The organism is Qipengyuania sp. B-5 (genome assembly GCF_056857815.1).
The window spans coordinates 188263-208092 of sequence record NZ_JBSXNU010000051.1 but is presented as its reverse complement, the minus strand read 5'-3'; the positions used below and the strand labels follow the sequence as shown (position 1 = coordinate 208092).

General features: G+C 60.1%; 13 protein-coding genes. 4 read left to right on the top strand and 9 right to left on the bottom strand.

The features are described 5' to 3' along the window. Positions 1-138: 138 nt before the first annotated feature. The 3 genes from AC13CE_RS11325 to AC13CE_RS11315 are packed head-to-tail and all read right to left on the bottom strand — an operon-like array spanning position 139 to position 6122. Complete coding sequence (locus tag AC13CE_RS11325; protein ID WP_482972458.1) at positions 139-1332, bottom strand: endo-1,4-beta-xylanase; 1194 nt, start codon at positions 1330-1332, stop codon at positions 139-141. Further along, positions 1333-3720, bottom strand: coding sequence for a glycoside hydrolase family 3 N-terminal domain-containing protein (locus tag AC13CE_RS11320; RefSeq protein WP_482972457.1), 2388 nt, complete (start codon positions 3718-3720; stop codon positions 1333-1335). It abuts the gene before it with no gap. Beyond that, entirely contained in the window at positions 3717-6122 is a 2406-nt protein-coding gene (locus tag AC13CE_RS11315) for a glycoside hydrolase family 3 N-terminal domain-containing protein (protein WP_482972456.1), read from the bottom strand. Before AC13CE_RS11315 ends, AC13CE_RS11320 begins: the two co-directional genes overlap by 4 nt. A gap of 61 nt (positions 6123-6183) precedes the next feature. On the opposite strand from AC13CE_RS11315, the gene AC13CE_RS11310 reads away from it, so the two are divergent. From AC13CE_RS11310 to AC13CE_RS11300, 3 genes are read left to right on the top strand one after another with little or no spacing between them, the layout of a single operon-like run. Further along, positions 6184-8307: an alpha-glucuronidase gene (locus AC13CE_RS11310; RefSeq protein WP_482972455.1), complete on the top strand. Its 2124-nt coding sequence runs from the start codon at positions 6184-6186 to the stop codon at positions 8305-8307. Positions 8308-8350: 43 nt separating this feature from the next. Beyond that, a complete protein-coding gene (locus tag AC13CE_RS11305; RefSeq protein WP_482972454.1) occupies positions 8351-9457 on the top strand; it encodes a LacI family DNA-binding transcriptional regulator in 1107 nt (368 codons plus the stop codon). A gap of 2 nt (positions 9458-9459) precedes the next feature. Continuing rightward, entirely contained in the window at positions 9460-11244 is a 1785-nt protein-coding gene (locus tag AC13CE_RS11300; RefSeq protein WP_482972453.1) for an IlvD/Edd family dehydratase, read from the top strand. Positions 11245-11250: 6 nt separating this feature from the next. Here AC13CE_RS11300 and AC13CE_RS11295 read toward each other — a convergent pair whose 3' ends face one another. The 5 genes from AC13CE_RS11295 to AC13CE_RS11275 all read right to left on the bottom strand — a co-directional run bounded on the left by AC13CE_RS11295 (position 11251) and on the right by AC13CE_RS11275 (position 16986). Continuing rightward, entirely contained in the window at positions 11251-12135 is an 885-nt protein-coding gene (locus tag AC13CE_RS11295) for an aldose 1-epimerase (protein WP_482972452.1), read from the bottom strand. Between the two features lie 106 nt (positions 12136-12241). Beyond that, positions 12242-14146, bottom strand: a complete 1905-nt coding sequence (locus tag AC13CE_RS11290; RefSeq protein WP_482972451.1) for a sialate O-acetylesterase — start codon at positions 14144-14146, stop codon at positions 12242-12244. Further along, entirely contained in the window at positions 14143-15018 is an 876-nt protein-coding gene (locus AC13CE_RS11285; protein WP_482972450.1) for an SMP-30/gluconolactonase/LRE family protein, read from the bottom strand. The genes AC13CE_RS11290 and AC13CE_RS11285 overlap by 4 nt, the downstream gene beginning before the upstream one ends. Further along, entirely contained in the window at positions 15018-15800 is a 783-nt protein-coding gene (gene xylB, locus AC13CE_RS11280) for a D-xylose 1-dehydrogenase (RefSeq protein ID WP_482972449.1), read from the bottom strand. Before xylB ends, AC13CE_RS11285 begins: the two co-directional genes overlap by 1 nt. Positions 15801-15861: 61 nt before the next feature. After that, positions 15862-16986 (bottom strand): fumarylacetoacetate hydrolase family protein, encoded by a 1125-nt coding sequence (locus AC13CE_RS11275; protein WP_482972448.1) that lies wholly within the window; start codon positions 16984-16986, stop codon positions 15862-15864. Positions 16987-17078: 92 nt separating this feature from the next. Between AC13CE_RS11275 and AC13CE_RS11270 the strand changes: the two genes are divergently transcribed. Continuing rightward, a complete protein-coding gene (locus AC13CE_RS11270) occupies positions 17079-18725 on the top strand; it encodes a glycoside hydrolase family 43 protein (RefSeq protein ID WP_482972447.1) in 1647 nt (548 codons plus the stop codon). A gap of 12 nt (positions 18726-18737) precedes the next feature. On the opposite strand, the gene AC13CE_RS11265 is transcribed toward AC13CE_RS11270, so the two are convergent. Beyond that, positions 18738-19772, bottom strand: coding sequence for a glycoside hydrolase family 5 protein (locus AC13CE_RS11265; RefSeq protein ID WP_482972446.1), 1035 nt, complete (start codon positions 19770-19772; stop codon positions 18738-18740). Positions 19773-19830 lie beyond the last annotated feature (58 nt).

Below are 19830 nucleotides of genomic sequence, written 5' to 3'. Positions count from 1 at the left end.
CACTGCATGGAAGTGGTGATGGCTTCCCCAACCCTTGGTCACGGGAGCAATCAAAGAGGCCGCGCTACCTTTCGGAAGCGCGGCCTTTATCAACAAGTCCTACGCCGGCGTGCTGAAACACCTGTCAAACGCGCCTTCCTAGGTGGACAGGCCTTCTGCCAGTACCGTACGCAGAGGCTTGGGTTCATAGTTCGAAGTATAGGGAGTCCCCCGCACTTCGAGGCCATCGGGCCGTTTCGCGGGGTCGAAATACTGCAACCAGTTGAAGCGGTCGATCATTCCCCAAGCCAGCACATCGTCCAGATGCGCGTCGTATTCCATCATGACGTCGAAGTAGCGCCGCGTATATTCGGCGACTTTCTGATCTCGCTCGGGAATGTCGGCAGGCAGTGCTCTGTCCTTCACGTCGAACTCGGTAATCAGCAGGCGCAGGCCCATTCCGGTCACTTCGTCGAGGAAGCGGCGCCATTCGCGCTCGGCATAAGGGCCGACACCGGTAGCAGGATCGATGCTGAACATCTCGATGTGCGATTGGATGCCCAATGCATCAACCGGCGTGCCCCGCTTCATCATTCCTTCGAGCAAGCGTAGCACATCGGCACAGTGCTTGAGATGGTCGGGTTCCCAGCTCATGTAGTCGTTGTAGACCAGTTGGGCTTCGGGCAGCTCCTCGCGCGCAGTGTGGAAGGCGAGGTCGATGACTGCCTCCGGACTCCCCATCGCGCGGCTGAGGCTTGTTTCGATCGGGGCATTGCGATCGTGATCGATCGCTTCATTCACGACATCGTGACTGGAAATGATACCGCGATACCGACGGGTCACAGTCCGGATGTGCTCGGTCAGCAGACGTTCGGCCTCGGCTACCGGATTGGCCCCGAAATCGTAGGTGTTTAGCCAGTCGGGAAACCACTGCGGGCGATGCCACAGAAGTGTATGCCCGCGCACGTCCAGCCCGTTCTGCTGAGCCCAGGTGACGATCGAATCCATCCGGCTGAAATCGAAAGTCGAGGAGTCCGGGCGCAAAGTCTGCCACTTCATCTCGTTTTCAGGAACGACGAGACCGCATTCTGCCTTGATCAGGTCCATGTAGAGTGCGTTCTGCACCGAGCCTGCTTCAGTCTGCCCCGGCGTGGAAGCTACCGCGCTGCCGAAGCGCCGCCCGCCGCGCCGAGCGATCGTATCGAGGCTAGGGATGGGGTAACCGCTAGATGCTGAGGGTGTGGTGCCTACTGGGCCGTTTACGATAGCTACGCCCGCCCCGCACCCCATAAGGGGGAGGGCTGTCAGACCCGCAAGCGCCTGCCTGCGGGAAAGCGGGAATTTCCTGTCCATCTAGATAACCTCCACATTGACCGATTTGAGTGCGGCCGAACTATTGCCCGCGGACAAGGCAATGGGGCCTGCTTCGTTGACCTCCTCCATGTCGCGGTTCCAGATTAAGAGCTGGCGCGGTTCGATGACGAAGCGCAGCCGACGGGTTTCGCCTGGTTCCAGCGAAACGCGCTCGAACCCCTTGAGCTCTAGCACCGGCCGCGTGACCGAAAGATTGGTGCGTGTGATGTAGAGCTGGACCACCTCGTCGCCCTGTCGAGATCCAGTATTGCTCACATCGACCGAAACTTCGATAGCTTCGTCGCGGGTGTAGCGGGTTTTGCTCGGGCGGGGCTCGGAGATCGCGAATTCGGAATAAGAGAGGCCATGTCCAAACGGGAAGAGTGGCGTTTTGTCATCGAAAAGGTAGCCACGCCGGGCGCTGGGTTTGTGATTGTAGAAATACGGCACCTGTCCCGCATTCCGCAACACCGTTACTGGAAGCTTGGCACCCGGATTGATGTCGCCCAGAATCGCCTCTGCCACTGCAACGCCGCCCTCCTGGCCGGGATACCAGCACTCCAGTATGGCATCGGCTTTCTCGACGACATTGGGCCAGCTGGGCGGGCGTCCGTTGTAGGCGGCGACGATCAGCGGTTTGCCGAGGGCGGCCAGTGCATCGACGAGCTCGTTCTGCTCGCCCACGATATCGATATCGATGCGATCACCCAGGTGATTGGCCGCGAAGCCTTCTCGGCTCGTCTGTTCGGTGTCGCCGATCGCGAGGATGATCGTGTCGGCAGTGCTCGCCAACGCTACGGCTTCCTCGATGAGGCGTAGATTCTCCTCACGGTCGGCAAGGTAGATGAGATCCTGTGAGCGATCCTCGCTGGTCGTGATGAAGACACCCTGCGCGGTTACGAATTCGGCATCGGGTGCAACTTGGCGCAATCCTTCGATCAAGCTGATCCGCTGCTTGGGCACACTGGAATAGCCCCCCAGTCGCGCTATGGCGTGGTTTGGTCCGATCACGGCGACTTTGCCCATCGTGGCGCGATCAAGTGGCAATGTGCCGTTCTTGTTCGTTAGCAGGCATAGGCTTTTGCGTGCCGCTTCCAGCGCCAGAGCCCGCGCTTCCTCATTTCCGGTGATGCGGCTAGACAGCTCCCAATTGCCATACGGACTTTCGAAGAGGCCTGCGCGGAATTTAAGAGTGAGCATGCGCGCGCAGGCCGTATTCACCAGTTCCACAGGAACTCGGCCGGCATTTACTGCATCGACGAGTGTCGCATAAGCGCGGCCTTCCGGCAGCTCGCTGTCCACGCCCGCGAGCAGCGCCTGATGAGCCGCATCCTCAAGATTGTCCGCTACCTTATGCAGCGTTGCCAATTCGTGGACCCCGCCATAATCACTGCCGATTATCCCGTCGAAGCCCCATTCGCCGCGTAGAATATCGCCGAGCAGCCAAGTATTGGCGTGGCTAGGAATACCGTCGATCTCGTTATAGCTCGGCATGACTGAGCCGACCGAACAGCGACGCACGATCTCGCGAAAAGGGGGGAAGAAGTTTTCCCGTAACTCGCGCTCGGATAGCTGGGCGGGCGCAACGTTGTTGCCCGCTTCAGGCTGGCCATGGCCGGTCATGTGCTTGAGCGTCGCAAAAACCTTGCCATCGCGCAGCTTCTCGAACTTGCCCGGGCCCTGCAGGCCTTCCACTGCAGCGACGCCCATCTCCGCAGTCAGATATGGATCCTCGCCCCACGTTTCCTCGATCCGGCCCCAGCGTGGATCGCGCACGATATCGACCACGGGACTGAGCACGAGCGGTACGCCGCGAGACCGGACCTCGCGCGCTGTGACCGACTGGATGCGTTTCATCAGATTTGTGTCGAAGGACCCTGCAAGAGCAATCGCTTGCGGGAACATGGTCGCTTCGGTCGCCATATAACCGTGAAGTGATTCCTCGTGAACCAGCACGGGGATACCGAGGCGCGTGTCCTCCAATGCCCAGCGCTGCAGGGCGTTGATAAATTCAACCGTCTGCTTTGGTGTGCGCCAGTTTGCGGCCGTACCGCCAGACGCCTCGGAAGCGCCCGGCACGCCGCGCTTGTCGCTGGGGCGAGTTACATGGCCGATACCATTGGGAAAAGCTGCGCTTGCCCTTGTGGGATCGAATTCGAGCCCGTCGATCATATCGCCCTTGGCCGCCCAGGCGGTGCGGATCTGCTCGACCTTCTCTTCCAGCGTCATGCGGGCAAGCAGATCTGCCACGCGGGCTGGGATGGGCGCCGCGGCATCCTTGTAGACAGGCCCGGCCTGCGCGAACACAGACGGTGCCTGTGAGATTGCGATAACGGAAAGACTGCCCCCGTATAGCAGTTTCAGAGCGCCACGGCGGCCAGTGATCATGGTTGCACCGTGACCGTCACGCTTTGCAATTCCTCCGAGCTGGGGCCGACCATCAGCATGAATTCGCCCGGTTCGACAACGCGTTCCATGTCGCGGTTCCACATCATGAAAGACCGCGGTTCGATTGCGATATCGACAGTCTTCGTTTCGCCCGGTTGGAGTGTGACCCGCTGGAACCCTGCGAGTTCCTTGACCGGCCGCGTGACCGAGCTGATGACATCGCGTAGGTAGACCTGCACTACCTCGTCACCCGCCATGTCGCCCGTATTGGTGACTGGAACCCTGACGGTGACCCCCTGTCCTGCACCGATAGTTTCCGCCGACACGGTCGGCTCGCCGAACGCGAAGGTTGTGTAGGACAGGCCGAAGCCGAACGGATAGAGCGGCGTGACCTCGTCGAAGAGATACCCGCGCCGCGCACTCGGCTTGTAATTGTAGAAATTGGGAAGCTGCCCGACATTGCGCGCTGTGGTGACCGGCATCTTGCCGCCGGGGTTCACTTCCCCGAACAGTGCCTTGGCAATGGCCGTGCCCTGCTGTTCACCAGCGTACCAAGTTTCGAGAATGGCGTCGGATTGTTCCGCCACGGCAGGGTAGCTTGGCGGCCTTCCGTTCACGAGCACGGTTACGACCGGCTTGCCCAGCGCCTTGAGAGCTGCAAACAGCTCGTTCTGTTCGCCGACCAAGTCGAGGCTGGTACGATCGCCAAGATGCTCGGGAGCCCAGCCCTCGCGGCTGGTCTTCTCCGTATCGCCAATGAAAAGCAGGATGGTATCAGCGGTTTTCGCAAGTTCGACCGCCTCGGCTATGCGCCTGCGGTTCTCTGCCGGATCGCCAAGCTCGACCTCGTCATCCCACCAGTCGTCATCACCTTTTGTGATTTCGACGCCTAGCGAATGAACGATATTAGCGCGATCGCCGACCAGCGAGCGTATACCCTGCAGCGGCGTTACGCTGGCGCGCGGTTCTCCGTAATAGCCGCCGAGACGGGCGACATCGGCATTGGGGCCGATCACCGCGATTGTCGGCTTGTCCCGACCGCCTTCCTGCAGCGAGAGCGGCAGCACGCCGTTGTTCTTCAGGAGTACGAGAGATTTTTCTGCGGCTTTCAGGGCAAGCGCTACGCCCTCTGCACTGTTGGAAGTGCGTGCGAGCTCAAGATCGGGCCAGGGGTTGTCGAACAATCCTGCGTTAAATTTCATCGTCAGGAAACGGCGGGTGGCCTGGTCGATCGCTTCCATGGAGACCCGCCCAGCACGCACGCTGTCTGCAAGGTTTTCGAAGCCATCTCCTTCGGGCAAGTCGACGTCGACGCCCGACTTGAGGGCCAGCTCGCCCGCCGCTGTGTAATCAGGCACGATCTGGTGCAACCGCGCCATATCTTCGATTGCATAATAATCGGAGACCACCGCACCGCGGAAATCCCATTCTCCACGCAACACGTCGTTCAGCAGCCAGGAGTTGGAGTGCGAGGGTATACCGTCGATCTCGTTGTAACTGGCCATGACCGCGTCGATCGCCGTGCGGGTGACAACCTGCTCGAACGGCGGGAAGAACATTTCGCGCAAAGTGCGTTCGCTGATCTGGGCGGGGCCGACATTGGTTCCGCTTTCGGGCTGGCCGTGGCCGGTCATGTGTTTGAGCGTGGCCATAACCTGCCCTTCGCGCAGCTTGCGGTCGGTGCTGACGCCCGTCAGCCCCTCGACCGAGGCGACACCCATTTCGCCTACAAGATAGGGGTCTTCGCCAAAGGTTTCCTCGATCCGGCCCCAGCGCGGATCGCGCGCGACGTCGACAACCGGAGAGAGGACCAGATGGACGCCGCGCGCGCGAACCTCGCCAGCAATCAGGTCGTTGATTTCCCGGATGAGGTCGGGATCCCAGGTGCTGGCAAGGCCAATGGATTGCGGGAAGGATGTGGCATCCTTGGCCGCGAAACCGTGGAGCGATTCCTCATGGAAGAGGATGGGTATGCCGAGGCGCGTATCTTCCATTGCCCAGCGCTGCGCATCGATCACGTACTGGATGCTGTCCTCTATGCTGCGGCGCGGCACCTCGCGCGGGCTGGAGGGTCCGAGTCGGTCGGACGGACGGGCAATCTGGCCGATCCCGTGCGGGAAGCGCGCCGCAGCCTTGGCCGGATCAAAGCGGTCGTCATCGCCTTGGATTTCATTCTTGCTGTTCCAGATCGTGATGATCTGGGCGACCTTCTCATCGAGCGTCATGCGGGCGAGGAGATCTTCGACACGCTGTTCCACCGTGAGGCTGGCATCCCAATACGGGGCATCCGCCATCGGGCGTTCCACTGTCACATCCTGTGCGGCGACAGGTGCATGAGTCATCGGGGCCAGTGCCGCCAGGCACAGACCGAGAGTAAGCGCAGACCGCTTGATGTTTCGCATTGTTTCGTCCCTCTCCCATCGCGCCGGACTTGACTACCAACGCCTTTGTGGTAGCGCTACCATGATGAGGGGAAAGATGCTTGTCAACTGGCTTGCAACGCTGCTCGCCGTGTTTGTTGCAGTCGTATTCGCGGCGCGTCCAGTTGCTGCAGAAGATGGCTATGAGCTGTGGCTGCGATATGCCCCGCTCGAAGGGAAAGCGCTGGAACGTCTGGTTGCGCTTGATGGCGGCATCTACACAGAAATGGCAAGCGATCCGACCGTTGCGCTGGCGGTAGACGAGCTGCAGCGTGGACTGGCGCAGCTCTCTGCTTCGCGCCGCCTGCCGGGCTTGGTGGTGAACGCGCAGCGTGTCGCCGACACGGGTCCCCGCGGTTCCTATTATTACAACTGCCGCAAACGCGATTTGCCTGAAGGCGGGGCGTTCGACTTAAGCTTTTCCGACGGCAGCTTCCGGATCGATGCTGCCGAGCCGACGGGTTGCCTCTATGCGACCTTCGCACTTCTTCGCGAACTTTCGATGGGCCGCGATCTGCGGGCGATAAGTCTTAACCAAGCTCCTGCCATGCCGCTGCGCATGCTGAATCACTGGGACAATCCCGATGGCCACGTCGAACGTGGCTATGCGGGACGCTCGATCTTTGATTGGTGGCACCTGCCTGAGCGGCTCGACCAGAGGATGATCGACTATGCGCGCGCGAATGCCTCGATCGGCATCAATGGCGTGGTGGTAAACAATGTGAACGCCCGTGCCTTCATGCTCGAACCGCGCTACATCGCCAAATACCGCCGCCTTGCCGATGCTTGGCGGCCTTACGGGATCCGGCTTTATGTATCGGCCCGTTTCAGCGCGCCACGCGATATCGGCGGGCTCGATACTGCCGACCCGCTTGATCCGCGTGTGCGAGCCTGGTGGAAGGCGAAAGCGAACGAGATTTACGCCGCAATTCCAGACTTCGGGGGCTTTCTTGTCAAAGCCAACAGCGAAGGTCAGCCGGGACCCCAAGACTACGGGCGCAGCCATGCCGAGGGCGCCAATATGCTCGCAGATGCCCTGGGTCCGCGCGGTATCGTGATCTGGCGCGCCTTCGTCTATTCGGCCGAGGACAACACCGATCGTGCACGGCAGGCTTCTTCCGAGTTCGTTCCGCTCGACGGCAAGTTTGCCGATAATGTTATCGTTCAGGTCAAGAATGGACCCATCGATTTCCAGCCGCGCGAGCCCTTCCACCCTTTGTTCGGTGCCATGCCGGATACCAATCTGATGTTCGAAGCACAGGTGACGAAGGAATATCTCGGCTTCGCTAGCCATCTCGCCTTTCTGGCGCCCATGTGGAAAGAGGTACTCGATGCGGACACGGGCCGGGGCGGAACGGTCGGCGATGTCATCACAGCGACCGGCATTGCGGGCGTAGCGAACACGGGTTCGGACCGTAATTGGAGCGGTTCGCATTTCGACCAAGCCAACTGGTATGCGCTGGGTCGGCTAGCGTGGGATCCATCGCTCTCAAGCGAGGAAATCGCGCGCGAATGGACCATGCAGACTTTCTCGCGCGATCCCGATGCGGTTGAACCAATTGTGGACATGATCCTGGGCAGCCGGGAGGCGGTGGTACGCTACATGACGCCCCTTGGCCTCGCGCATCTGATGGACACTGGCCACCACTATGGTCCTGCGCCCTGGGTCTGCGACCTGCCGCGACCGGAATGGAATCCCTGCTACTACCACCGCGCCGATGCGGAAGGTATCGGTTTTGATCGGACCGCGACCGGCTCTAATGCGCTAGCCGATTACAATGATACGATTGCCGCGCAATGGGCCGCCCCCGAGAACATTGACAGTCGATATCTCCTGTGGTTCCACCGAGTCCGCTGGGACCGCCGGCTCAAGTCCGACCGTACAGTTTGGGAAGAGCTTGTCCGCGAATACGATGCCGGAGTCGAGCAAGTCGACGCGATGGCTAGACAGTGGGCTGACCTTTCGGACAGTATCGATGCTCAGCGGCACAGGGCGGTTGCGGAAAGCCTCGCCATCCAACAGCGCGAAGCCCGCTGGTGGCGCAATGCTTCGATTGCCTATTGGCGTTCGCTCAACAGGTTGCCGATGCCAGAAGGAAGCGCTCCGCCACCGGAGACACTCGAAAGCTACCAGGGGCGCACATTTCCCGAGGCTCCGGGGCAATGATGGCACTTGCCGATATATCGGGCATGGCTCTATGGCCATCGCCATGACTGGTATCGTAGGGGCGGCCAAAACGGTCCGCAAACGTAGCGCCCGGCGTAGTAATACTGCGCCCACAATCGCCGATGTCGCGCGGGCTGCGCATTGTTCGCCGATGACAGTGAGTCGCGTCATCAATGGCGAGCAGAATGTGCGCGATAATACGCGTGAAGAGGTGCTCGCGGCGATCGAGAAGCTAAACTACGTCCCCAACCGCGCCGCACGCTCGCTAGCCGGTGGAACGCAGTTGCGCATTGCGCTGTTATTCGACAATCCCTCCTCCTCCTATCTTAGCGAGTTCCTGATGGGAGCTCTGGAGGAGGCCAGTCGACGCGATATTTACCTCGTGGTTCAAAGCCTGGAGACTGTCCCGCAAAGCGGCGAACTCATTCGCCGGCTCATCGATGGCGGCATCGGCGGATTCATCTTGCCCCCACCGCTGTGTGACGACCAGCATGTTCTCGACCAGATCAAGGACGCGGGAGCCATCGCAATCGCCGTTGGTCCGGGTAAGGCGACCGGTTCGCACGGGGCAGTTCTTATCGACGAATTCCAGGCGGCGTTCGACATGACCCGCCATATCATCGGCCTTGGCCACGAACGGATCGGTTTCATTATCGGGAATCCCGAACAGGTCGCCAGTGGACGGCGCCTGCAGGGCTTTCGCGAGGCGATGAAAAGCGCTGGCCTTGAAATCGCCGAGGACCTGATTGCGCAGGGCCAGTTCACCTATCGTTCGGGCATGGTGGCTGCGGAAAAACTGCTTGGCGCAAAAGACCGGCCGACCGCCATCTTCGCTTCGAACGACGATATGGCAGCGGCCACCGTTGCGATGGCCCATCGCCGTCATCTCGACGTCCCCAATGACATTACCGTATGCGGCTTCGACGACACTGAACTCGCGCGATCCATCTGGCCGGAATTGACCACCATCCGCCAGCCTATTCGTGAAATGACCGCGCAGGCTGTTTCGATGATTGCCAAAGTCTATAAGGCAACCACTCGCGCGAAAAGCGGCAAGGGTGAGCAGCTAACGTTGCCCTACAAGTTGATTCGCCGCAATTCGGATGCCGGGCCCAGCCTGGCCTCCTCATTCAACAAAACAGACGAGTGACCATGACCGAACGAACCGGCAAGCGACGCCTGCGCTCACGCGACTGGTTCGACAATCACGAGCGGATGGACATGACTGCGCTCTATCTCGAGCGCTTTATGAATTACGGGGTGACGCCTGAAGAATTGCGTAGCGGCAAGCCGATCATCGGTATCGCGCAATCGGGCAGCGACCTGTCGCCCTGCAACCGCATCCACATCGAGCTCGCCAAACGCACGCGAGACGGCATTCGTGATGCAGGCGGTATTCCTATCGAGTTCCCGGTCCATCCAATCTTCGAGAACTGCCGCCGCCCAACAGCGGCGCTCGATCGTAACCTGCTCTACCTCGGTCTGGTGGAATTGCTGAACGGCTATCCCATAGATGGGGTTGTCCTGACTACGGGTTGCGACAAGACCACGCCGAGCCAGATCATGGCCGCAAGCACGGTCGATATTCCGGCTATCGTCCTCTCGGGCGGTCCGATGCTCGATGGTTGGCACGAGGGCGAATTGGTCGGGTCCGGTACTGTCATTTGGCGTAGCCGCCGCAAACTTGCTGCGGGGGAGATCGACGAGGAGGAATTCCTCGACCTCGCCACCGACAGCGCGCCGAGTGCTGGACATTGCAATTCGATGGGCACCGCCAGCACCATGAACGCCGTTGCCGAGGCACTGGGGCTTTCTCTCACTGGCTGCGCTGCTATCCCGGCGCCATACCGCGAACGCGGTCAGATGGCCTATCGCACCGGTCGGCGTATCGTCGAAATGGTCGAGGAAGATCTCAAACCCTCCGACATACTCACGCGCGAGGCGTTCCTGAATGCCATCGCCGTTGTCAGCGCGTGCGGCGGATCGTCCAACGCCCAGCCGCATATCCAGGCGATGGCAGCCCACGCGCATGTCGATTTGCCTCTAGAAGCGTGGCAGGACCATGGATACCGCCTTCCGCTGCTCCTTAACATGCAGCCGGCCGGCAAGTTTCTGGGCGAGCGCTTCCATCGCGCTGGCGGTGTGCCTGCCGTGATGTGGGAATTGCTGCAGGCAGGCCGTCTTTTCGGCGATTGCCTCACCTGTTCCGGCACCAGCCTGGCGAGCAATCTTGAAGGGCGTGAAAGCAATGATCGTGAGATGATCCGGCCGTTCGACCAGCCGCTGATGGAGAACGCAGGCTTTCTCGTCCTAAGCGGAAACCTCTTCGATTTTGGCATTCTCAAGACGTCGGTAATCAGCGATGAATTCCGCGAACAATACCTCTCACGACCCGGGTCGGAAGGCGTCTTCGAAGCCAGGGTCATCGTATTCGACGGCTCGGATGATTACCACCACCGTATCAACGATCCCACGCTCAATATCGATGAGGGATGTATCCTCGTCATCCGCGGCTCGGGTGTGATCGGCTGGCCTGGCAGTGCGGAAGTCGTCAACATGCAGCCGCCAGATGCGATGATCCGCGATGGCAGGCAATGGCTGCCAACTCTTGGCGACGGGCGGCAATCAGGCACCAGCGATAGCCCCTCGATACTCAACGTTTCCCCCGAAAGCGCAGTGGGAGGAGGCCTTTCATGGCTGCGCAACGGCGACATCATTCGCGTCGACCTGAACGAAGGCAGCTGTAATGTGCTTCTCGATGACAAGGAAATCGCCAGGCGACGGGCCGAGGAGCAGGAGCAGGAAATCCCGCAGAGCAGCACGCCGTGGGAAGAGCTCTTCCGCGAGAAGTCGGGCCAGCTTGGTCAGGGTGGAGTAATGGATTTCGCGTTGAAATATCGCGGCACGTCGAAGAAACTACCCCGACACAATCACTAAACTGGCCTAGGACTCTTGCGCGCAGATTCGGATTTTCAGACTGGCTTTCTCACCCGGCTGGAGAGAGGGGACGTCGGCAGGATTCTGGTTGAGCGCATCGGGCGTATGGCTAACGGGCTCCAGGCATAGGGCTTGCGCGTCGACGGGCGCGAAAAGGTGCAGATGACGAGCTCCCGTAGCAGACAGCTTGATCGTCCCAAGGTCATCCTGGATCATGACGACACCTCCCCAGTTTGTGAAGCAATGATCGATAGATACATCCGGGAGTTCGGTCCCCGATGCGAAGTCGCCGAATTGCGAAATGGGTGCCAGTTTACCATTGGGCAGGCATTGCGGCCCAGTCTCGCACACATGGCTTGCCTCGAACGTCAGCCGACTTTCCGGACGGCGACGAAAATACGGGTGGAGGCCGAGACCCGCAGGCATGATGGTTTCGGAGCGATTGGCGAGGATGAGGGTGACCGAACATCCTTCCTCTCCCAGGCTGATGTGCTGCTCCGCGCGATAGGCCCACGGCCAGCCTGCGATTTCCTCTGGCCATGTCTGGGGACCCAATCCCTGCCATTCATGCGACAAAATGCAGTGGTTCTGGCGTACCTCCTCCAACACCCATCTGTTTTGCCATCCGAAGCCGTGAATAGCAGAGGTCTCACCGGGAAAATTCGCTGGCAGTTTCACCCGGCTACCCATCCAGGAGAACCGACCTCCTGCAATGCGATTTGCGAATGGGACGAGCGGAAAGGAAGCCGATAACAACGGATCGAAACATCGGGGCGGTAGAGGACGCAGGATTTCCCCATTGTCATACGACAACGAGGCAAGCAGGCCACCATGTTCGGGAAGAACCGCGAGCTTATAGCCGTGGCCCTGCAGATGCGTCAGCCCGGACAATTGGGGGCCTGCGCGTTGCAGTTCTTGATAACACCCCCGCGGATCAGCGCGAGCATTGCAGCACCAGCGGTCATGCCGGGCAGCATTTTGCAGCGGTCCAAATTCATCATTCTATTGGAAGCTCGAAGCCAGGCACAGGACGTCCTGCGGCGTCATAGAGGTTGATCACCGGTGCATCCGACCAAGCGTGGCGCACCCGACTTGCGTCGTCACCGTCGCCAAGATCGATGACCATGGTGTCCTCTACCAGCCTTGCCAGCACGTAGCGGCAGCTACCAACTGCAGTCCCGCAAATCTCCACCCCGAGCGGGACAGGTCCGCCATGAGCAACGAGGCCTCCTTCGATGCCGGTGAAGCTTACCGTCACGTGTGCATCATCCCGCACAGCGCTTTGCGGCATGGGCATCGCGCGGCCCGTGAATGCGTCAGCCAAGCGCACACCCAGCACGTTCTTGTTCGCTGGATGAATATCTGCAGGCTCGCCGATATCGATAGCCGTAACGAGGGCGGCATTGCCATCTGCCATTACGCCCGCCAATTGCTCCTGGCGAAGTACTGCCCACCCCGATTCCACCGGTTCCGACTGGCGCTGGCCGAAATCGGCGAGCTGGACGACGAGCATCCGTGCCTGTCTGCCGAACTGGTTACGCCAGCCTTCGAAGAGGACCCGCAGTTTCTCGTCATAATCGGGCTGTCCGACATCGGCTTCGCCCTGGTACCATGCAACAGCCGCCAATCTTATCGGACCGAGCGGAGCGATCATTGCGTTGTGCATCACTCCTGCACCCGCATTGGCGTCCCATGGCGCACGTGGCGGGACGCCCTCGACGCCCGATTTCGCATATTCCCAATCCGCGCCAAGCGGAATTGGCTCGTCACCATTGCCAGGGGTGAAGAAAAGCCGGTCAGGACCGGCAAAAAAGCCGCCCATGTCCCACATGTTGTTCGCGGCGATAAGGATCTCGTTTTCGCCTTCGCGAAGGAACTCGTCCGGCACAGTATAGGTCCGTTCGATCCCCCAGCCGAAAGTGTAGCCCACCGGTTCGCCATTGACGAAAGTGAGATCGAGATCGTCGATCGCACCGATGGATAGCCGACCGTCCCGATTTGCCTGTTGGCGCGTCAGCGTAACCGTTTGTCGCAGCCAGACATTCGCGCGTGGATTGGTGTCGAGCCCGGTTCCGGTCCAATCATTCCAAAACGAAAATTGCGGGATGGGCGCCCATTCGAGCGTGTCCGGTTCGCGCCAGGGCTCTCGCCCATTGTCCTGCTCGCGCCACCACTCCATCCATTGCGGGATGAAACGGCGGGTGGCGGCATAGGGGTCGGAAGAATAAGCCCGTAGCAGCTCGAGCGTCTTACCGCCGTAGAGTTCGGACACGCCCTTCGGCGTCAGCCAGGCGCGCGCAGCGCTGCCACCCCAGCTCGAGTGAATGAGGCCGACCGGAACCGCGGGGCGCAGCGCTCGCAAACGCTTGCCCATATAGAAGCAGGCAGCTGAAAACTCTGCGACTGTTTCGCTGTCAGCAGCCACCCATTTCACCGGTTCCGCAAATTTGCGGAGCGGGACCGGCGCGGTGGTCTTGGGCACAGTAAGGAGGCGAATGCTGTCGTCAGGGGCAAGGCGCAACTGGTTATATGTGTCGAGCGCGCGGCTGATCGGCAACTCCATGTTCGACTGTCCCGAACACAGGATAACATCGCCGATGGCAATGCCCTCGTAGCGTGTCTCGCCGGTCGTATCTCTCAGAACCAATGTGGAGGCTTCGGTGTTGGCGGGGAGGGCTGCGAGTGTGATGCGGAAGCTGCCATCGGCATTGGCCAGAGCGCTGGCTGTATTGCCGGAAAGATCCGCCACCACGGTTTCGCCCGGCTGCGCTTTGCCTTCCAGTTCGATGGGTTGGCCGCGCTGCAACACCATATCGTCGCCATACGCGGGTCCAAGCGTAGGAGCTGCTGCTACGCTGGTCGCCATTGCCAGCGCGAGCAGGGCGATCGCCAGGCGGATCATGACAATTTTGCCTCCGCCTGGACGAAACCGGCGACCGGCAGGTCGAAGGCGTACAACCCTCCAGCTTCGGGATATTGCTTCATATCATCAGGCGTCATGTTCTTGATCGCGCTGGTCACATATCCGATCCGCAGGTCACGCCCGCCAAAAGCCATCTTGGTCACGTCGCGAGCGGGCAAATCGATGGTCGTGTCCAACGCGCCATCCGGCGTGAACCGTGCAACCTTCCCGCCAAGATAAAGGCCGGTCCACAGATACCCTTCTGCGTCGACCACCGGTCCGTCGGGGTAGGCATCTGGAAAGAGTGCGCCTGTGTTTACGAAGGGCCGTGGTACTCCGACGCCGCTTTGCGAAAGCTCGGCGACGTGGATCGTTTGCGCGGTGGTGTCGGTGAAATAGATACGGTCGCCCGCTTGATTTACTGCCGGGCCGTTGGTGATAGTTATGCCGTCGGGCCCCGCAGGCCGGATATCGCCGCGATCGAAGACATAGAAGCGGCCGGAAGCCTTGCCCTCGCTATCGTCCATCGATCCGAACCACACTCGACCCCACGGATCGGTGCAGGCATCGTTGAGGCGGTTGCTCGCCGGCTCACCTGGTACGTCCGCAAATTTGGCGAATTCCTTCGCTTCGGGATCAAAAGTGTAGAGGCCGCCTTTCAATCCGCACAGCAGCAAGCCCTCTTCGGCAGGAATGGCCCAGCCGATTTGTTCGGGCGCCTCGCTATAGGAATTGCTTCCGGTGTCGGGGTCGTAATGCCACAGGCGGTGGCGTTTGATATCGACGAACCACACTATTTCGCGTCGGGCGTCCCACAGCACGCCCTCTCCAAGCTTGCTGTCCGCTGCCAGAACGGTGCGTACATTGGCCATCAGCGCCACCCTCCATCGATCCAATAATTATGCGCGGTGCAAAAACGCGCATCATCGGATGCCAGGAACATGACCAGGGCAGCGACGTCTTCGGGCTGGATGCGCCCGTCGAGACACTGCGCCGCGACGATGCCTGCCTCACCTTCGGGGGTGTACCACTTCATCTGCCGAGGCGTTTGGACATTACCGGGAAGGACCGTGTTGACCCGGATATTGTTCCTGCCGAGCTCCCTCGCAAGACTGCGGGTTAAGCCCTCGATCGCTGCCTTGGCAGTCTGGTAGAGCGCAAGGTCGGGGAGGCCGAGATGCCAGCTTATCGAACCCATGTTCACGATCGAGCCACCTCCCGCCTCGCGCATCGCCGGTACGACAGCCTTGGCGGCGAAGAACTGGTGTTTTAGGTTTAGCGCCATGCGCTCGTCCCAATATGCGCTCGTGATGTCGTTGATCGTGTGGCGATCATCATTGGCCGCATTGTTGACGAGGACATCGCAGCCACCGAGTTCCTCGACGATCTGGCCGAGCGTTTCGATATAATGGTCACAATCAGTAATGTCGCAATGGACATAACGGGGCGGGACAGCAGCCTCGGCGTTTCGGCTGACCAATTCCTTGCTCTCCTCGGCAAGGATGTCGACGAATGCCACTGCCGCGCCTTGCCTCACGAATCCTTCGACGATTCCCTCGCCGATGCCCGATGCGCCGCCGCTCACGATAACCCGACGGCCTTTCAGGCTCGGATATATCGCTTTGTTTGCAGAGCTGACCCTGTCTTGTTTCATCCGGCTATTTCCCTCGTCCCGTGTCGCAATCCCAGACCTGTTGACCCAGGTTACGCTCCCGTCATATTTTTTCGATCAGGCCGCGGCCGGCAAGATTCCTTGCAAAGCCGGCGATCCCCATTTCCCAAGGCGCTGCATCGCGCGAAGTAGTGACCGTATTGCGCAATGTGCCGATCCTTTCCGAACGGATGGTCACAACATCGCCTATCTTATGGGTGAAGCCCGCTTCGGGCACGTCGCGGTCCTGTGTCGGTGCGAAGAGCGTCCCGCAGAACAATACGAAGCCGTCCGGATAATGATGTTCGGACAGGCATTGCCGTACGAGTTCCAAAGGGTCGCGGCTGATTTCAGCCATCACGTTTCTGCCTTCCAGCCGGTAACCTTCGGGTCCGTCGATGGTCAGCTCGACATTGGCCTTTCGTACGTCTTCGATGGTGAAGTCGTCGTCGAATAACCGGATGAACGGGCCCACGGCGCAGCTCGCGGTATTGTCCTTGGCTTTAGACAGCAGCAGCGCCGAGCGACCTTCAAAGTCGCGCAAGTTCACATCGTTCCCCAGCGTCACGCCGACGACTTCTCCGTGCGGGTCGCATACCAGGACGACTTCGGGTTCCGGATTGTTCCAGCTCGAATCCGACCGAACGCCGATGTGTCCCCCGTGCCCGACCGAAGAAAGCACCGGGGATTTGGAAAAAATTTCCGCGTCGGGCCCGATCGCGACCTCGAGATATTGCGACCACATGCCCTCTTCGATCAACGCAGCTTTGAGTTGCGCCGCTTCCTCGCTCCCGGGGACTACAGATCGAATACCGGATCCAACCTTGTCTTCGAGCTGTGAACGGATTGCAGCAGCCTTGGCAGCATCGCCGCGTGCCTGTTCTTCGATCACCCGCTCGATCGCCGAAAGTGCAAAGGTCACGCCTGCTGCCTTGATGCACTGTAAGTCGATAGGAGAGAGCAACGACCACCCGTCTGGCATTCCGTGTTCGACCGGACCGATAATGGTCCCGCTATCGAGTTCGCGTCTCGCTATGGCGCCCGAAACGCTCGATACGCGACTTGTCAGGTCGTAAAGAACGCCGCGATCGATCGCGATGACGCAAGGGCCATCGGGCGATTGAGCTCGCCCCAGAAAACGACCGTTTGCGTGATCGGCCGGCAGGCACTCTTGAATATTTATCGCCATTGCTGGCACTTGCCCTCCCTTGTGATAGCGCTACCATAGGTAAGCTGGAGCGTGGGGACAAGCCCAAACACGCGAGATGCCGGGAGGAATAGATGAAGGGCCTGAATAACGTGGTGGCTGGTGCAATGGTAGCGCTCTTGGGGGCATCGGCAGCGCATGCGCAGCCCATCGCCAAATTCGATTTCGTCGAATATCGCGCGGTCGATGAAACAGCGCCGGTCACGGGCGAGATGTATCGCAACCCGGTCCTACCCGGCTTCCATCCAGATCCGTCGATTGTCCGGGTGGGTGACGATTTCTACGCCGTGACATCAACCTTCAGCTGGTTTCCCGGCCTGCCGATCCTCCACAGCCGTGACCTCGTCAACTGGCGGCAAATCGGCAACGCCATCGACCGAGGGGGCCAATTGGATTTCTCGGGCCTGGGAACAAATCGTGGATTGTTCGCGCCCGCTATCTCGCATCACGATGGCCGCTTCTGGATCGTAAATACCTGCATCGAATGTGGCGACAATTTCGTCATCACCGCGAGCGACCCTGCAGGTCCATGGAGCGATCCGGTATGGCTCGATTTCGGAGGGATCGATCCATCGCTCTACTTCGCGAAGGATGGGACGGCCTGGATCGTCTACAATGACGCACCTCCGGGCGAGCCGCGCTACGAAGGGCATCGCGCACTCTGGCTGCAGCAATTCGATCCAGAATCGATGAGGGTCCTGCCCGAACGAACACTATTGGTCGATGGCGGGGTCAATCCGGATGACAACCCGATCTGGGCGGAGGGGCCGCATATTTACCTGGTCGATGGCTGGTATTATCTGCTCACTGCAGAAGGCGGCACGGCGGACCAGCATTCGCAGACGATCTATCGCTCCCGCAACCTCAAGGGGCCGTACGTGCCGGGTCCATTCAACCCGATCCTGACACAGCGGGATCTTCCGTCAGACCGCCCCGACCGGGTGGAGGCCACCGGTCATGCCGACGTGGTACAGCTGGATGATGGCAGCTGGTGGGGTCTGTTCCTGGCGACGCGGCCTTTTGCAGGGCAGTCGACACTGATGGGCCGCGAGACCTTTCTTTTACCGATGATCTGGAAGGACGGATGGCCAAGGTTTCTGGATCGGGGCGAGAGCGTTCCGATGCAGGCGAGACGTCCCGATTTGCCGTCCGACCCCGAAGTGGATTGGAGCAGCTGGCGCGAGGATTTCGACAGCTCGCTTTCACATGCATGGATTGGAATTCGGACCCCAAAGGCGGTGCAAAACCTGATCGTTGGTGATGGTTCGCTCAACCTGATCCCGGGCGCCGATGCGGCGGGTAGTCTCGGCAAGCCGACATTTGTCGGGCGCCGCTTGCGCCACCACGAGGCCGATTTCACGACACGGCTAGAATTCGTACCAATGGGAGCGCAGGACTTCGCGGGTCTTCTTGCGTTTATGGACGAAAATCATTTTCTCATTGTGGGACGGGAAGGGGACCGTCTCGTTACCCGGCTCAGGACTGCCGAGGATCAGCCCGAAACCGGGGTGGTGGTGGCCGATGCGGTTTTGCCGTCCGAAGGCCCTATCGAGCTTCGTATTGCCATCCGGTCGGGCGAAGCGCACGCTTATTGGCGCCCTGCTGACACCTCCGACTGGCAAGTGATAGCGCAGAGCATCGACATTGAGCCGCTTGCTTCAACTCACGCGGGCCTGTTTACCGGACTGGTCGTCGGCCCTTACGCTTATGCGCCGCGGTAGATCTCCGAAGCCCTATTCCGCGTCTTCCAGACCGAGAGCGCCCAGCAGTCCCGGCTGCCAAGCACCGGCATCGCGGTCGTAAAAGGGAAAGGTGTTGGTATAGGCCCACACACATATGCCGATGCCTGTCGGCTCGAAGGCGTCGGTTATGGTGCGGTGATAGGCAACCCGGTCTTCAAGCGGGATATGCAGGTCATACGCTCCAACTTCGCCCATGAATGGAGTGCGGCCGGTGCGCTTCTTGTAGGCTTCGACGGCAAGCACGTCCTTGGCCAGCTGGGCTGCATCTCCATGTGTCGGGAAGTTGCGGCCCACGGGCGGGATGTCGGGCGCCGTCCAGCTCGCACCCTGGTGCGTATAGTGGAAAGGGTCGTAGTAATGGAACGTCGGGTGGACATTCGGGTCATCGGGCAACGGTAATGAAGCGAGAGAATTGATACCGCTCCAGTTCTCGCCACCGATGATGATCGCGCGCGTGGGATGTTTCTCGCGCACCGCCCTGTATGCGGGATCGAGCGTTTCGAGAAGGTTCGAATGGTCGAAATTCTTGTGCGGTTCGTTTTCGAGTTCGAACCACAGCACATTCTCGGGATACCCTTCGAAGCGCTCCGCAATCTGCTTCCACACGCCGCCATGCCAGTTTGCGACCGCAAGCGGGTCCTCGTAAATGGGGTCGAAGTGATGGCTGTTGAGGATCACGTTCAGGCCTGCGCCAAGCCCCCAGTCGACCACCTGCTGCACACGGTCCATCCATGCTTTGTCAACGGTATAGGGCGCGTCGCTGCTCGACTTGTTGTGCCAGCGAACAGGGATGCGGACAGTCTGGAAACCGGCAGCGGCAATACGTTCGAAGTCTTCCTGGCTCGCTTGCGCGCCGCCCCATGAACCTTCGAATTCCGCTTCGAGGGTGTTGCCCATATTGATGCATTTACCAACCGGGAGCGGCGTAAATTCTTCCGCCTTGGCCGCTACGTCGTGCGCGACTACCCCGGACGTGGATACACACAGCAGCAGTGCCGCACCGGTTGCATATGCTGGAAATTTCATCTGTTTCTCCCTCTCTCGCGGTTAATTGGCCGACAAGATCTGCAAAATGAAAGCGCGC

What these genes read in the sequence shown, in the direction of transcription:
- AC13CE_RS11275 (WP_482972448.1), bottom strand. Translation starts at nt 16,986, where the DNA reads ATGGCGATAAATATTCAAGAGTGCCTGCCGGCCGATCACGCAAACGGT.
- AC13CE_RS11300 (WP_482972453.1), top strand. Translation starts at nt 9,460, where the DNA reads ATGACCGAACGAACCGGCAAGCGACGCCTGCGCTCACGCGACTGGTTC.
- AC13CE_RS11310 (WP_482972455.1), top strand. Translation starts at nt 6,184, where the DNA reads ATGATGAGGGGAAAGATGCTTGTCAACTGGCTTGCAACGCTGCTCGCC.
- AC13CE_RS11285 (WP_482972450.1), bottom strand. Translation starts at nt 15,018, where the DNA reads ATGGCCAATGTACGCACCGTTCTGGCAGCGGACAGCAAGCTTGGAGAG.
- AC13CE_RS11305 (WP_482972454.1), top strand. Translation starts at nt 8,351, where the DNA reads ATGACTGGTATCGTAGGGGCGGCCAAAACGGTCCGCAAACGTAGCGCC.
- AC13CE_RS11290 (WP_482972451.1), bottom strand. Translation starts at nt 14,146, where the DNA reads ATGATCCGCCTGGCGATCGCCCTGCTCGCGCTGGCAATGGCGACCAGC.
- AC13CE_RS11325 (WP_482972458.1), bottom strand. Translation starts at nt 1,332, where the DNA reads ATGGACAGGAAATTCCCGCTTTCCCGCAGGCAGGCGCTTGCGGGTCTG.
- AC13CE_RS11320 (WP_482972457.1), bottom strand. Translation starts at nt 3,720, where the DNA reads ATGATCACTGGCCGCCGTGGCGCTCTGAAACTGCTATACGGGGGCAGT.
- AC13CE_RS11270 (WP_482972447.1), top strand. Translation starts at nt 17,079, where the DNA reads ATGAAGGGCCTGAATAACGTGGTGGCTGGTGCAATGGTAGCGCTCTTG.
- xylB (WP_482972449.1), bottom strand. Translation starts at nt 15,800, where the DNA reads ATGAAACAAGACAGGGTCAGCTCTGCAAACAAAGCGATATATCCGAGC.
- AC13CE_RS11265 (WP_482972446.1), bottom strand. Translation starts at nt 19,772, where the DNA reads ATGAAATTTCCAGCATATGCAACCGGTGCGGCACTGCTGCTGTGTGTA.
- AC13CE_RS11315 (WP_482972456.1), bottom strand. Translation starts at nt 6,122, where the DNA reads ATGCGAAACATCAAGCGGTCTGCGCTTACTCTCGGTCTGTGCCTGGCG.